Source organism: Parasphingorhabdus sp. W113 (assembly GCF_055693205.1).
On record NZ_CM146328.1, the window covers coordinates 636,669 to 649,662 of the forward strand.

At 57.8% G+C, this 12,994-nt stretch carries 15 protein-coding genes; 3 read left to right on the forward strand and 12 right to left on the reverse strand.

The window, feature by feature from the left end:
* Window positions 1-3: 3 nt before the first annotated feature.
* The 9 genes from ACZ1GS_RS03000 to ACZ1GS_RS03040 all read right to left on the reverse strand — a co-directional run bounded on the left by ACZ1GS_RS03000 (window position 4) and on the right by ACZ1GS_RS03040 (window position 7,686).
* Window positions 4-441 (reverse strand): hypothetical protein, encoded by a 438-nt coding sequence (locus tag ACZ1GS_RS03000; protein WP_472697014.1) that lies wholly within the window; start codon window positions 439-441, stop codon window positions 4-6.
* Window positions 442-571: 130 nt separating this feature from the next.
* Window positions 572-2,314 (reverse strand): ATP-binding protein, encoded by a 1,743-nt coding sequence (locus tag ACZ1GS_RS03005; RefSeq protein WP_472697015.1) that lies wholly within the window; start codon window positions 2,312-2,314, stop codon window positions 572-574.
* Between the two features lie 115 nt (window positions 2,315-2,429).
* Complete coding sequence (locus ACZ1GS_RS03010) at window positions 2,430-3,203, reverse strand: TIGR02186 family protein (protein ID WP_472697016.1); 774 nt, start codon at window positions 3,201-3,203, stop codon at window positions 2,430-2,432.
* The gene (locus ACZ1GS_RS03015) at window positions 3,200-4,114 is read right to left on the reverse strand and encodes a sulfite exporter TauE/SafE family protein (protein ID WP_472697017.1); all 915 of its coding nucleotides are present in this window, start codon (window positions 4,112-4,114) and stop codon (window positions 3,200-3,202) included. The genes ACZ1GS_RS03010 and ACZ1GS_RS03015 overlap by 4 nt, the downstream gene beginning before the upstream one ends.
* Window positions 4,115-4,214: 100 nt before the next feature.
* On the reverse strand, window positions 4,215-5,360 hold the full coding sequence (locus ACZ1GS_RS03020) for a hypothetical protein (RefSeq protein ID WP_472697018.1): 1,146 nt from the start codon (window positions 5,358-5,360) through the stop codon (window positions 4,215-4,217).
* 7 nt (window positions 5,361-5,367) lie between these two features.
* Window positions 5,368-5,871 (reverse strand): hypothetical protein, encoded by a 504-nt coding sequence (locus ACZ1GS_RS03025; protein WP_472697019.1) that lies wholly within the window; start codon window positions 5,869-5,871, stop codon window positions 5,368-5,370.
* Entirely contained in the window at window positions 5,868-6,812 is a 945-nt protein-coding gene (locus ACZ1GS_RS03030) for a glycosyltransferase (RefSeq protein ID WP_472697020.1), read from the reverse strand. Before ACZ1GS_RS03030 ends, ACZ1GS_RS03025 begins: the two co-directional genes overlap by 4 nt.
* Window positions 6,809-7,054, reverse strand: coding sequence for a hypothetical protein (locus ACZ1GS_RS03035; RefSeq protein ID WP_472697021.1), 246 nt, complete (start codon window positions 7,052-7,054; stop codon window positions 6,809-6,811). The genes ACZ1GS_RS03030 and ACZ1GS_RS03035 overlap by 4 nt, the downstream gene beginning before the upstream one ends.
* Window positions 7,051-7,686 (reverse strand): LuxR C-terminal-related transcriptional regulator, encoded by a 636-nt coding sequence (locus ACZ1GS_RS03040; RefSeq protein WP_472697022.1) that lies wholly within the window; start codon window positions 7,684-7,686, stop codon window positions 7,051-7,053. The genes ACZ1GS_RS03035 and ACZ1GS_RS03040 overlap by 4 nt, the downstream gene beginning before the upstream one ends.
* Before the next feature lie 302 nt (window positions 7,687-7,988).
* On the opposite strand from ACZ1GS_RS03040, the gene ACZ1GS_RS03045 reads away from it, so the two are divergent.
* Together ACZ1GS_RS03045 and ACZ1GS_RS03050 are read left to right on the forward strand one after the other, a co-directional pair.
* Complete coding sequence (locus ACZ1GS_RS03045) at window positions 7,989-9,419, forward strand: spinster family MFS transporter (protein ID WP_472697023.1); 1,431 nt, start codon at window positions 7,989-7,991, stop codon at window positions 9,417-9,419.
* Between the two features lie 38 nt (window positions 9,420-9,457).
* Window positions 9,458-9,892, forward strand: a complete 435-nt coding sequence (locus tag ACZ1GS_RS03050) for an acyl-CoA thioesterase (protein ID WP_472697024.1) — start codon at window positions 9,458-9,460, stop codon at window positions 9,890-9,892.
* A gap of 3 nt (window positions 9,893-9,895) precedes the next feature.
* Here ACZ1GS_RS03050 and ACZ1GS_RS03055 read toward each other — a convergent pair whose 3' ends face one another.
* From ACZ1GS_RS03055 to ACZ1GS_RS03065, 3 genes are read right to left on the reverse strand one after another with little or no spacing between them, the layout of a single operon-like run.
* Complete coding sequence (locus ACZ1GS_RS03055) at window positions 9,896-10,678, reverse strand: crotonase/enoyl-CoA hydratase family protein (protein ID WP_472697025.1); 783 nt, start codon at window positions 10,676-10,678, stop codon at window positions 9,896-9,898.
* 38 nt (window positions 10,679-10,716) lie between these two features.
* Window positions 10,717-11,346, reverse strand: a complete 630-nt coding sequence (locus ACZ1GS_RS03060) for a DsbA family protein (protein WP_472697026.1) — start codon at window positions 11,344-11,346, stop codon at window positions 10,717-10,719.
* Between the two features lie 9 nt (window positions 11,347-11,355).
* Window positions 11,356-12,045 carry a glutathione binding-like protein gene (locus ACZ1GS_RS03065; protein WP_472697027.1) on the reverse strand — a complete coding sequence of 230 codons (690 nt, stop codon included), beginning with the start codon at window positions 12,043-12,045 and terminating at the stop codon, window positions 11,356-11,358.
* Between the two features lie 135 nt (window positions 12,046-12,180).
* Between ACZ1GS_RS03065 and ACZ1GS_RS03070 the strand changes: the two genes are divergently transcribed.
* Complete coding sequence (locus ACZ1GS_RS03070; protein WP_472697028.1) at window positions 12,181-12,993, forward strand: universal stress protein; 813 nt, start codon at window positions 12,181-12,183, stop codon at window positions 12,991-12,993.
* Window position 12,994: the final 1 nt, after the last annotated feature.

The window sequence follows — 12,994 nt, forward strand, 5'->3', positions numbered from 1 at the left end:
GCTCTAGTTGGTATCTCCGCGGCGCATTTTTTCGGCGGCTTTTCGCAATTCGGCTGCGCCCTCGCGCATTTCAGTCGCGCCGCGGCGGAATTCGGGCGCCTGTTTCAACAGCTCATCGGCGGTGATCCGGCCTTCACCCCATTGGCTGCGTTTTTCGGCTTCGCTCTCGCGAAACGCGGCATCGCGTTCCAGACGATCGGCATAGGCTTCCATCTTGTCGGCCCCGCGCAGCATTTTATCCGCGCCTTTCTCCATGCCAGCAGCGCCCTTGACCATGCCCATCTGGACCCTGGCCTCGATTTTCTCGGCGAGGTCCTTGCTCCATTTCTTGCTGAATTTGTGATCGCCGTCATGAGCCTGGCCGGTGGTCGCCGGGATTATCGACGCCATGGCGGCCAACGCCAGCCCTGCTGCCACGCCAGCATATTTGCGATTTGTCATTGTCATTCTCCATCCAATCGGATCGGGCATTGGGTCCGATCTATCGACTACAGGTGTAATCGAATAGGATGGTTACGCTATCGCCGTTCGACAAACGACCGATCTGCGCAGACTAATGGCAAAATGGGGATTAGCGCCCCTGGCTGCGCCACCGTTTGATAACCCGCTGGATAATCTCTTCTTCGCCGCCATGTTCGCGCCACAGATCGGTAAAGATCGGATCTTCCGATGCCGGACGGCGTTCTTCTGCCAGGGTATCGAGCGACACCCGGATTGGAATGGCGACACCTTCACCGCAGACGATGCACTCGCGGTTGCGCAGCGCAGGAATGGAATCGAGAAAACCACGCGCGCCTTCGGGCATTGCCGCTTTCACGAAGCTTTGGTCGCGATCGTTGTTCAGACGCATCGAGATGATCGTACCACATTGCGACAGCACACCCTCTGCGAGATCGGATGGTCGCTGGGTGATGAGTCCGAGGGATACGCCATATTTACGACCCTCTTTGGCAATCCGGCTGAGAATATCGCGAACACTGCTTTCTCCAGCAATATCGTCATTGGGAATGTAGCGGTGAGCCTCCTCGCAAACCAGCAGCATTGGCCGTTTCGGTTCGTTGCGGGCCCAGATGGCATAGTCAAAGACCAGTCTGCTGAGAACCGCGACGACGGTAGGTGTGATTTCGGACGGGACCGCGGAGACATCGATGATCGAGATCGGCTTGCCATCGGCAGGCAGCCGGAAAATCTTGGACAGGAAGTCGCTCATTGTGTCGCCGACGAGCATGCCGGAGAACATGAAGCTATAGCGGGGATCGGCCTTGATTTCGTCAATCTTGGTCTTGAGCCGCATATAAGGCGCGGTGTTGGTGGACTTGTCGAGCTTGCCCATTTCATTCTGGATGATGGTGGTCAAGTCGGACAACAGATAGGGAACCGGTGAATCCACGGTCAGTTTGGCGACACCCGCTGCCGCCTGGCTCTTGGCCTTGGCCGCGAGCAGGCATTTTGCGAGAATATCGCTGTCCATCTGCTTGTCATCACCATTGGATTTCACAAAGACTTCGCAATGTTCCTGAAAGTTCATCAACCAATAGGGCAGCGCGAGATTATTGACGTCGAACAGCCGGCCATTGGTTTTGAACGCCGCCGAATATTCCCCGTGCGGGTCAATCATCAGGATATGGCCTTCGGGCGCAATATCGCAGATCTTGTGGAGGATCAGCGCAGCCGAGGTTGATTTACCGGTACCGGTGGATCCGAGCAGCGCGAAATGCTTGCCGAGCATCGCATCGACGTAAAGGCCGCCGCGAATATCGTCGGTCGGATACACCGTTCCGATTTCCACATTGGTCCGGCCATCGGAGGCGTAAACCTGCTTCAGATCGGCGGTGGTAACGGCATAGACGACCGACCCGGGAACCGGATAGCGCGTCACACCGCGACGGAAATTGTAGATATGACCGGTGAGGCGTTCTTCATCGCCTTCGCCGAGGAAATCGATCTGCGCTGTCACCAGACCGGACTGGCCCTGATAGAGTTTCTGCGTCCGGATATTGGCGAGCAGCCAGGTTACGCCGACCCGAATCTTGATCTGACTGCCGACCTGACCAGCCATTCTGACCGTCGGATCACCATGTTCGGCGAGACTGGCCAGCACGGCGCTGTCCATGACGATTTGCGATCCCGAGCCGGCAATTTCGATGACTTCGCCAATCTTGTGCCCTTCGGAACGCTGCGGTGTCCCCCCTGAACCGTGGGCGGATCGCGTAATATCGGGTCTGGCGGGAGCCGGATTCGGGCTGTCCTCGGTCTTGTCCGCATTTGGCAATGGCCGAGCGGCCGGAAAATTATGAGATCCCATGTCAGACATAAAGCGTCTTTCCTATACTGTGCATCGAGATCACAGAGGTAAGCAAACAGGGTTAAGGAATATTTACCAAGCTGACGAAAAGCCTAACCGCTGAGCTACCGAATCCCGGGGGCAATCAGATCTTGCGGAAGAGATATCCGGCACCCCATCCGAGCACCACCGAAATGAGTACGGCAAGCAGGCCATAGATAAAGCCGTTATTCTGGGACAAATTGGTGATGAACCGGCCGAGGCCGATTTTTTCGATTGTGATGTCCTTGATTTCCGCGGCTTCGACCCGCCCGTCGATAATAAGGAAGGTTTCTGCGGAATATTCGCCGACCGGGACGCTGGCCGGCAGGTCAATCCGCGCCTGATAAAGGACCGAATTGTCGATATCGACGTTGTTCGGCAGGTTTTTGTACAGCCTGCCGCGGGTGTTGAGATCTACCAGTCCGGCAATGAAGCGTTCCTGTTCGTTGCTGGCAATCGCGCTGGCCGGCGACAATTGCAGATGGTCGAGGCCGAGTTCGTAGATATCCGCGGTCTTGTCGTCGACAATCTCCTCTACGGGTCGCGACGATGCAATGGCATAATAGCCCGGCGCCGACCGAAACTCGGTGCTCGCCGCGTTGATCCAGATTCCGGCAACCTGCTGTTTCTCACGCAGGACGATCGATTCCGTCGGTCCTTTGAGCACGACGACGATATCCGCGCGGTCCTGATTACGCGAGCCGGGCGGATAGGTAATGGCCCCGAAGCACAAAAGCTGCGCGCCGTTAAAATCCCCACGGATGCTGACCCGATCGGGCGAACATTCGGTGACCAGCACCGGTGTATTGCCGGTCAACAGGAACAGCGCGCAAAAGCCCAGGATCAGCTTAGCGGAAAAAGGCCCGAAACCGGTCATAGCGGCTGTACCGTGTAGATTTCATCGGGCTGGAAACCCAGGCCCAGAGCCATTCGGACCGCGACGATCAGGACCATGATGGCTAGCGAAAGCCGAAGATATTCGGGCCGCATGCGCTGGGCAAATTTGGCCCCCAATTGCGCGCCAGTGACACTGCCGATCAACAACAGCGACGCCAGCACAATGTCCACGGCGCGGGTGGTCATGCTGTGCATCATGGTGGACGCGATGGTGACAAACAGGATTTGAAACAGCGAAGTGCCAACCACCACCTGTGCGCCCATGCCGAGCAGATAGAGCATTGCCGGCACCATGATGAAGCCGCCGCCGACACCCAGCAACATGGTCAATATGCCCGTGACAAAGCCAAGCAGGAAAGGCGCGATCGGCGACAAATAAAGCCCGGACCGATAAAAGCGCCATCGCATCGGCAGATTGGCGACCAGCGGATGGTGGCGTCTTTTGCGGGCGGGCAGCGGCTTGCCTGACCGCAACGCCTTGACGCTGCCCCAGGATTCTTTCGCCATCATTCCGCCAATGCTGCCCAGCATGACCACATAGAGAACCGAGATGACGGTATCGATCTGGCCCCAGCGTTGCAGTATCTGAAACAATAACGTCCCGACCAGCGTTCCGAAAATGCCGCCCACAACCAGCACCGCCCCCATGCGGAAATCGACGCCGTTGCGCCGCATATGGGCGGCAACACCGGATATGCTCGCGCCGGTTACCTGGGTTGAAGCCGATGCGGCGGCAACGGTCGGCGGGATGCCATAGAAGATCAGAAGGGGCGTTGTCAGAAAGCCGCCGCCAACCCCGAACATGCCGGACAGGATCCCCACCAGTCCGCCAAGCAGGACGATGACAAAGGCATCAACCGACAAATTGGCAATGGGGAGATAAATATCCATGGTTCCAACGACTAATCTCTTTTCGTTACGGGATAAAGGGACTTGCGTGTCAGAACCCAGGAAAAGTCAGGAAACCGTCAGCTCGGAATCGATAATAGCTTCAGAAACCGGTGCTGATGGTTGCCGCCACACCAGAGCCCGGTTCGGCTTGACCGCCGATACGCTGGCGCCAGTCAATGGCAATCCGTATGGGCGCCTTGCGGATCGGGATACGAAATTCCGCGCGGGGGCCAATATCAATGCGATGGGATGTCTTGTCGCCACCAGCCCAAAAACCAACACCAACCGACAAGGCTCGTTTGCCTCGCGTGAAAACTGGTTGCTGGATGCTCGCCAACCCATCAAAAATATAGGTCCGGTTCTGATGAAAAAGATAGCCAGCCTGACCATAGGTTTCGACCGTAGTGCCGGTAAGAATGGGCAAGGGCAGGGGAGTGGGGTTCATACCGCCGGCCATGAAAATAGCACGTCCGCGATCCGCCTGTCCCTCCGGTGCCAGGCGTTGTTCAGCATATAGTGTGACGGGCAGGCTGTCGATCGGTTTGACCTTGAACCCGAGTGCGAATTCCTGTTCGGCCGGACCTGCGAGCGCCGTCGACAGCCGTGTATAACCCGAGATGTAGCGATCCGGTCGGCCCACGAAACGGTAGCTCAGGATGGCGCCGGCCTGGCTGGCACCATAACGTCCATTTGGTGATCGCAGGATCGGGGATCGTGCCGGGTCGCGCGCTGGCGCGTTCTGGCGGGCAAACAGCCAGAAATAGCCCGACCAACGGGTCCCCGCCGCAGGCCTGGCGCGATGGTTGCGGGGTGGGGACCTGTCACCAGCATTGACGGACCGCCTGACCCGATCAGTATGTCCACCGGCATCGGCAGGCGGCGGAAGAAAATAATCTGTCGCTAGGATAGCCGGAGCGATCCGGTGCAGCGGCCGATCGGATGCAGCTATGCGTGCGGTGTGGAGCAAGCGCACCGATGGACTTGCGCTGATCGCGGGCTGCATGGTCGATTGTTTTGGCCGTGTCCGGACGGAAGAAGCGGTCGGCGCAGTTCGGCGGGGCGGCGGCGATGCGTCATCCCGTGTCGTGGACGGCGGAGCGGGCAAGGCGGTCTTCTGAACCATGTCGTGATCTTGTGGTGCCTTGTCCACGCGCAGGTCGACGGCGATCCACGTCACCCGGCCGATGGTCCAGAAGAGCATGATGGCGGCCAGAGCCCGGAACGGAGCGCCACGGGATCCGGACATGCCAATGTCAATCGCGCAGGGGCACGGCTGACGCAGGGCGCAACCGCGGGTGAGGCTTGAGGAGGCGGACATCGCGGCTTTGGGGATGAAAATGACGCGTCTTTTCCCACCTTAGCGGGACGCCTTTGAGGCTTCTGAGATAATGATACATGGCGCGACCGGCGGCGAGGATATTGATGATATTCGCCACGATGGTGCGCGGGAAAGACAGCAGCGCTTCCGTCGGACCGTAGAGCCGAAAAACGAAACAGGCTTTGAGTATCAGTTTCCATGCCAGGAAAATTCCATTGCAAAACAGCAGGATCTTCAACCCCTCTGGCAATGCCGGTATTGCATAGTCGGTCAGCTGATCGGTGAGCGCGAGCAGGCCGGTCAGGATGAAGGCGAGATAGGCCAGCGCCAGAACAAGGGCCGCCAACGTGGCTTTGCGGTCGCGCAACCGCATCCAGTTTTCGCGCCAGCAACGCTGCCATCCCAGGCGATCCCATCCGGATAGCGCGATCCCGGTCATCCATCGGCTTTTCTGACGAACGGCGTCGGCCAATGTGTCAGGAAAAATTCCTGCGTGGCCACCCAGGCGCCATTGCGATCCTGCATCCGTGCGAATATGCCGCGCGGCTTCCCGGTGGTCAGTTGCAACCCCAGTTCATAGTCTTCGGTCATGCTCTCTGCGTCAAAAGGCTTGCCCCGTGTTCGCGCGGACAAATGGCCGAGCGCCGCCCGGCCAAAGGCACAGCCGACACCGGCGGCAGGGATCGCTACCCCCAGCGCTTCCCTCAGCACCATCTGCTTGCCGTGCATCTCGGCAAATTCATCACCATAGTGACCCGCAACCCAACGTGATCCCGATGCGCGGCGCGGAATCACCGGAATCTGGACCAGAGCCGCGCGATCAATCAGATGGTCAAACAATTCCAGCGCGCTCGGATGCACCAGGTCTTCCGCATCTTGCAGGATAATCGCCTTATATTGTCTGGATTCCAGCAGTTCGTCCTGACAGGCGGCGCGCCACAATCGGTTCAGACAATCGGCTTTTGATGTCGGGCCTGCATGATCGCAGATAATGATGCGGATATGCGGTTGCCCACGCGCAGCCCGGGCGGCAGCCGCTATGGTTGGCTGGTCGTTGGGATAGCATCCGACATAGATGCGATAATTCCGATGCTGCCAGAGTGCCGAGCAGCGCTGCAACATGGGTCCGATCACCGACTCTTCCTGCCAGGCCGGGACGAAGATCGCGAGCGGTCGGTGACCCCGCCGTTTTGGAAGGGCCTCGACAATTGTTCTCGGATGGCGGCGATATATTCTCAGCCGGCGTTTGGCCGAGTGGACAATCCACAACAGGTCGAACATCAGATCATCAAACGCGCTCAGCAGAAAGCAAATGCTGGCGAACAACAGCAATTCCCGCTGGACCAAAGCCAGACCGGTCAACAGCTCCTGCGCGATCATCGGGATAGTCTCCGAGAAACGGGGGCGGGCAACGGATCCACGACGATGACCATCAAAAGAAGTGCGGCAGAAACCGGGACGCTGGGGCCGCAGAGGAGAAAAGCGCCAAGCAGCAGCAGGCTGGTTGCAAAAACCAGCGCCGTGCTTTTTCGCGCTTCCTGGCGACCGCGCCAAACCACATAGGCACAGGCCAGCAGGAGATAGACCAGCAGGACATCAATCCACGGGGTGAACGGCATCATGAGCGAACCAAGGTAATGGCCGATTGCAAGAGCAGGAACAATCCGGTCATCAGGATCATGGTCCACCCAAACCTGGTTAGGCGGCCAATCTGCGCGGCGCGATGCTCAAGGGGCGTCCTAACCGGCCTTTCCGTCTGTGCCGGGAATAGATTGAAAACGGAGAGCCGGGTTTTCGGAACGGTTATGGCCGGGCCGGGAAGGGCGGAGACCCCGATGCCTTTTCCTGTACCGATGCCTGTTCCAGAGACATGCGCAATCATACCATCACCCGACCCTCCATCTCGCGATGCCGGCATGGTGAGGCTTGATGCCGACCAGCGGAGAGTGTCAGAACCACTGGGGTTCTGAAACCCGGCCGGTTGATATATCAAAGGCTGATATGGGTCGGCGTCCGGTTCCTCGACCATATTCAAAAAGCTGACAAATGTGCGTGCCGCCTGAAATCGCGTGCCGACGCCCATGATGCGAATCGCCATCCGCAGGCGCTGATCAACCGTATGTGGTGAAATATCGAGCTCGCGCGCGATTTCCTTCGATGTCATATGGACAAATACCAGGTGCAGGCAAACCTGTTGGCCGTGTGACAAGGGCCACGGCAACTCTGTTTTGGCTTGCGCCGCTTCGCCATCCAATGGTGCCTTGAAAGGGCGGGTTCCGGATATATCCGCCACTGATGACGTACCGGATTCCAGTTTATCCGCTGATTTCCCTACGGGCAAATAGGCGGTTGTTATGCGGGAAAGAGATCGTGTCATGCCAACGGTCCATCGCCCCAAACAATCGGGACGCTTCTTGATAAGCGCACGCCGAATCCTATTATCATAATGTAACAATATGTAAAATGGTTTCTTCGAGTGATTTCCTGCTTGTGCAATGGGCACTGGACTTGGCCGTCAGTTCAGGCCATCAGTCAAAGAAAAGATTAGGAGATCATATGAGCGCAACACAGGCCCAAGCTTCGCCCTCGTCCTCGACCAATACCGGTGAAGCCTTTGGCACCAGCGGATATCGCGGCTATGTGCTCTTCTCATTGCTCGTCGTCTATACGCTCAACTTCATCGATCGCGCCCTGATCGGTGTGGTCTCAGAACCGATTATTCAGGAATTTCAGCTTTCGGATCTCCAATTCGGTTTTCTGTCCGGATTTGGATTTGCGCTGACTTACACATTATTCGGTATCCCGATCGCGCGCCTGGCCGAGGGCTATAGTCGCGTCCGCATCATTGCGTTCAGCGTCATATTCTGGTCGGTGATGACCGCGCTCTGCGGAATCGCCGGCAGTTTTCTCGCCCTTCTGATTTTCCGTGTTGGTGTCGGCATTGGGGAAGCCGGTTGCACGCCGCCCGCCAATTCGATCATCGCCGACTATTTTCCACCGCGCAGCAGAGCCCGCGCGCTCGCCATCTATGCCATGGGTGTCACTCTGGGCAGCGCGTTGGCGGCGGCCTTTGGCGGTCCGATTGCGGAAGCCTTTTCCTGGCGCGAAGCGTTCATCATTCTTGGTTTGCCAGGCGTTGTTATCGGCCTGATCGTGCTGTTCACGATCAAGGAACCACCCCGGGGCTATTCGGATCCTCCTGGCACGCCGCAGCTTGAAAAGCTTGGCTTTGCCGCAACGCTCAAGCGCCTGAGCGGCAATCGCAGCTACTGGATCAACGCCCTGGCCGCCACGATTGTCGCCTTTGTCGGTTATGGCATTTCGAGTTTTCAGGTTTCCTTCTTCGTCCGCATCCATCAGCTGAGCATTTCTGACGTTGCTCTGCAGCTGGTGCTTCCGATCTCGCTATCGGCTGCAGCTGGCACATTCGGTGGCGGCTACGCGATTGAAAAATTGAGCGGCCGCTTTCCGAATGCGGTTGCCTGGGTGCCCGGCTGGTCGCTTATTGTGTCGCTGCCGTTATACTGGATCGGCTTTACTACCGATGTTCAGTCAACCGCCCTGGTCATGCTCATTGTTGCGGCGTTCCTGCACTATACCTATCTGGGATCGCAATATACGATTGCCCAAGGGGTGGTCGACGTGAAGGCGCGCGCAACCGCAATCGCCATATTGCTCTTCGTCGTCAATCTGATCGGCTATGGTCTCGGCCCGCTCTTCGTGGGAGCGATTAGCGATTTCCTCGGCGCGTCTTATGTCAACACCGCCGCGCTCACCAGCCAGATGACGCTGGAATTATGCAAAGGCACCGATGCATCGATATTGGCCGCGGGTAGCCAGGCAATGCTAGATGCCTGTCGGCAAGCCACTGGGGAAGGCGTGCGGGATGCCCTGCGCTTCACCGCGATGATTTACGGACTGTCCGGTCTGGCTTATCTGTGGCTGTGCAAGCATCTGCAAAAGGATCTGCTGGCGAAAATGAACTAGCCGGTGCGCTGCCGTTAAACCTGATCTGGAAATAGGCCATGTCCAAACCTGAACCCTGGCAGCTGTCAAAGGCGAGCTACCCGTTTTCGAACGTCACCCAGACCCGCTTTGGCGATATGGATCTGCTGGGCCATATCAACAATGTCGCGATGGCGGACTTGTTCGAGAATGGCCGCGTCCGGTTCAACCGGTCGCTGGGCATGGAAAACCGCGCGGCCGGTGATCGCTGGTTGATCGCAGCCGTCCAGATCAACTATCTGCGCGAGGCCCATTTTCCCGATGATGCCGAAATATGCAGCGGCATCGGCCGGATCGGCAGGTCGTCCTGGGATATTGTGTCGGCCGCCTTCCAAAAGGAGCAATGTGTCGCGACCTGTATCACCACTTTGGTGCTGACCAGTGGCGATGGCGCCAAGCCGATGGATGCTGAATTCCGGGCGGTACTGGAAGCCCAGATGGTCGCGCGCGACTAGCGGTCAGTCGTTAAAATTGGCGGCGCGTTTCTGCATGAACGCCATCACCGCTTCTTTCTGATTGGGCTTGCGACCAACCTGATCCTGTTCGACGCTTTCCATCATCAGGATCTCGTCTTCATTCATGTCGGGCAATTTGTTCATCAGCCGTTTTGCGGCTTTCACAGCGTCCGGATTTTTGCCGGCAATCTCGGCTGCCAGCCCCATCGCCTTCGCCAGCGGATCGTCGGAAAGATGCGACACAAAGCCAAGCTGCTGGCCTTCCTCACCGGAGAAAATCCGGTTGGTATAGGTCAGCTCGCGCAGGACATCGTCGCGCACGAACGTCCGCCAGGTGCTGTAGCTGCCCATGTCCGGGATCAGGCCCCAGCGCATTTCCATGATCGACAATTTCGAATCCGGTGTCGCGACGCGAATATCTGCTGCCGACGCAAATTGCAGGCCGCCACCGACACAGGCTCCGTGGATCGCGCAAATGACCGGCGCCGGCAGCCGGCGCCATTGCAGCACGACATGCTGATATTTGTTCGCATTGCCATAGGTGCGGTCGGTCAGGCTGTTGGTTGTGTTCGATTGCGTAAAGCTCGCCATGTCGAGGCCGGCACAAAATCCCTTGCCATTGCCGGAAAGGACGATCGCCCGGACATCGTCCATCTTGGCAAGTTGATCGGTCGCATCAATAATCGCATCAATCTGTTCCGGATCAAGTGCGTTCATCTTTTCGGGCCGGTTGAAGCGGACATCGGCAATATGATTCTCAACCGAAATAGTGACACGTTCTGACATTTTGGAACTCCGTATTGGCTGCAGGACAGCGGATTCGCTTAACTGTTGGCAAAGAGTTTAATCGCTCGATTAACCAACGGCAACTGATCATTGCCAAAATACATCCGTTCGCCATCTCCGAAAGGCACAAATATGCTAGGTGAACCATAGGCCCCGCGAGCGATCGCTTCGTCGGTATTGGCGCGCAACCGGTCCTTGATCGCCTGGTCCTGGGTGCGCGCTGCGAGCGCCTGGCCATCCATGCCGATCTCATCCGCAATCGCGATCAGCACGGCCGGATCATCGAGATTGCGCTGGTCGGCATAATAAGCATGGAAGGCGGCGGTCGCGAAGCGCTGCAACGCCGCCTGATCCTCTTCCAGCACGCAACAGGCACGCATCGCATGGACGGATTTGACCGGGTGATGCGGGCTCGGGAAATTGAGCGGCAAGCCGGCCAGCGCGGCCCAGTCCTTCATGACCCGAAAGCTGTGCACAAATTTGGGATTGTCGGAATTCTCGCGCGCGGCATAGACACTGGGATTGACCGCGTTGAACACGCCGCCGACCAGAAACGGTTTCCACAGGATTTCCGCCCCGGTTTCGGCGATGATCGGCTGAATATTGTGAAACGCGAGATAGGTCCACGGGCTGGACAGATCGAAGTAAAATTGTACCTTGGCGGTCATGCTGTTTTCCTAATCCTTGATCCCGAACAATGTCTTGCGGACAGCGGCGTCATCCTGCGGGTTGCGGTTGATCTTGTCGCGGCCCACCGCCATGCCCCGGCGCAGTCCTTCGCGCTGTTTCAATGTCTCGTACCAGCGTTTCACATGGGGAAAGTCTGCCAGATCAATCTCCTGGCGCTTATAGGTTTGAACCCAGGGGAAGCAGGCCATATCGGCAATGCTGTAATCCGTGCCGGCGAGGTGAGTGTGATCGGCCAGCTGCCGATCCATCACGCCAAAGAGCCGCAAGACTTCGTTGCGATAGCGTTCGGTCGCATAGGCAATGCGGTCCGGGGCATAGAGCTTGAAATGGCCATGCTGGCCCATCATCGGACCCAGTCCACCCATTTGCCACATCAGCCATTCCGTCACCGCCGTGCGGCCGCGCAGATCGGCGGGCAGGAATCGTCCGGTCTTTTCCGCCAGGTAAAGCAGGATAGCTCCGGTTTCGAAAACGCTCACCGGTTCGCCATCCTGCTCGGGATCATGGTCAACAATGGCGGGGATACGGTTGTTCGGACTGATCGCCAGAAACGCCGGTTCGAATTGTTCTCCGGCGCCAATATTGATCCATTTGAGCCGGTAGTCGAGCCCGCATTCCTCCAGCATGACGGAGATTTTCCAGCCATTGGGCGTGGGAGCGAAATAGAGATCAATCATAGAAGCAGGCTTATCCTTTTCATGGTCATTATCGATCAAAATCAACGGATCCGTTGTGATAGATCAATGACCGGTGGTCCATTGTTATGGGAGTAAGGACGAACAGGCAAGCGAACTCAAAGGAGGAGATGTTCCATGGCCAAGCAGATACTGATTGCAACCGATTTGACGGCACGGGGAGACCGGCCCATTGATCGTGCACGGCAACTCGCCGAGGCATGGCAGGCCGACCGTACGGTGATCTTCGTCGATCCGGGCAAGAACGCCGTTGATGAAAAGAAAGTGCGGCACACGCTTGAGCGCAATTACGGGGACGACGCGGCGGGTTGCGCGCTGGTGGTCGGACGCGGGAAAGCCCCGAAGGTGATTGCGGATACCGCAAAAAGCTTGAACAGCGACCTGATCATCGTTGGCGCGGCCCGGCACAATAACCTCTCGGACTTCTTTCTCGGCACCGCTGTGGATCATCTTGTCCATCATGCATCTGCGCCGGTTCTGATCGTCAAGGAGCGGCCCCGTGCTGACTATCGCAGGATCGTGGTGGCAACGGACTTTTCGGATTTTGCCGCTCATGCGCTGCGGACCGCTCTGGCGCTGTTTCCCTCGGCCCAGATCAAGCTCGTCCACGCTTTTCATGTCGCCTATGAAGCCTGGCTGAAGTCCGACGGCGTCGCGGCCGAGATGCGCGACAATGCAGAACAGGAAATGCAGGCCTTTCTCGACAGCCTGGCCCTGTCTGACGCCGAAGCGGACCGGATCACCACTCATCTCGTGGAAGGCAGCCTGCATCAGTCCATGTACGCACTGCTCAATGACGGGGACGTGGACCTGCTGGTCCTTGGAACCCACGGGCGCGGCGGTTTTGTGCGCGCGACGATCGGCAGCCGTGCCAATGAAATGCTCGGCTGGTCTCCGGTTGACGTGCTGATGGTCCGCAAACCGGTTTGAG

Coding starts and splice junctions, on each gene's coding strand:
- ACZ1GS_RS03000 (WP_472697014.1), bottom strand. CDS start 441: ATGACAAATCGCAAATATGCTGGCGTGGCAGCAGGGCTGGCGTTGGCC.
- ACZ1GS_RS03005 (WP_472697015.1), bottom strand. CDS start 2,314: ATGTCTGACATGGGATCTCATAATTTTCCGGCCGCTCGGCCATTGCCA.
- ACZ1GS_RS03010 (WP_472697016.1), bottom strand. CDS start 3,203: ATGACCGGTTTCGGGCCTTTTTCCGCTAAGCTGATCCTGGGCTTTTGC.
- ACZ1GS_RS03015 (WP_472697017.1), bottom strand. CDS start 4,114: ATGGATATTTATCTCCCCATTGCCAATTTGTCGGTTGATGCCTTTGTC.
- ACZ1GS_RS03020 (WP_472697018.1), bottom strand. CDS start 5,360: ATGTCCGGATCCCGTGGCGCTCCGTTCCGGGCTCTGGCCGCCATCATG.
- ACZ1GS_RS03025 (WP_472697019.1), bottom strand. CDS start 5,871: ATGACCGGGATCGCGCTATCCGGATGGGATCGCCTGGGATGGCAGCGT.
- ACZ1GS_RS03030 (WP_472697020.1), bottom strand. CDS start 6,812: ATGATCGCGCAGGAGCTGTTGACCGGTCTGGCTTTGGTCCAGCGGGAA.
- ACZ1GS_RS03035 (WP_472697021.1), bottom strand. CDS start 7,054: ATGATGCCGTTCACCCCGTGGATTGATGTCCTGCTGGTCTATCTCCTG.
- ACZ1GS_RS03045 (WP_472697023.1), top strand. CDS start 7,989: ATGAGCGCAACACAGGCCCAAGCTTCGCCCTCGTCCTCGACCAATACC.
- ACZ1GS_RS03050 (WP_472697024.1), top strand. CDS start 9,458: ATGTCCAAACCTGAACCCTGGCAGCTGTCAAAGGCGAGCTACCCGTTT.
- ACZ1GS_RS03055 (WP_472697025.1), bottom strand. CDS start 10,678: ATGTCAGAACGTGTCACTATTTCGGTTGAGAATCATATTGCCGATGTC.
- ACZ1GS_RS03060 (WP_472697026.1), bottom strand. CDS start 11,346: ATGACCGCCAAGGTACAATTTTACTTCGATCTGTCCAGCCCGTGGACC.
- ACZ1GS_RS03065 (WP_472697027.1), bottom strand. CDS start 12,045: ATGATTGATCTCTATTTCGCTCCCACGCCCAATGGCTGGAAAATCTCC.
- ACZ1GS_RS03070 (WP_472697028.1), top strand. CDS start 12,181: ATGGCCAAGCAGATACTGATTGCAACCGATTTGACGGCACGGGGAGAC.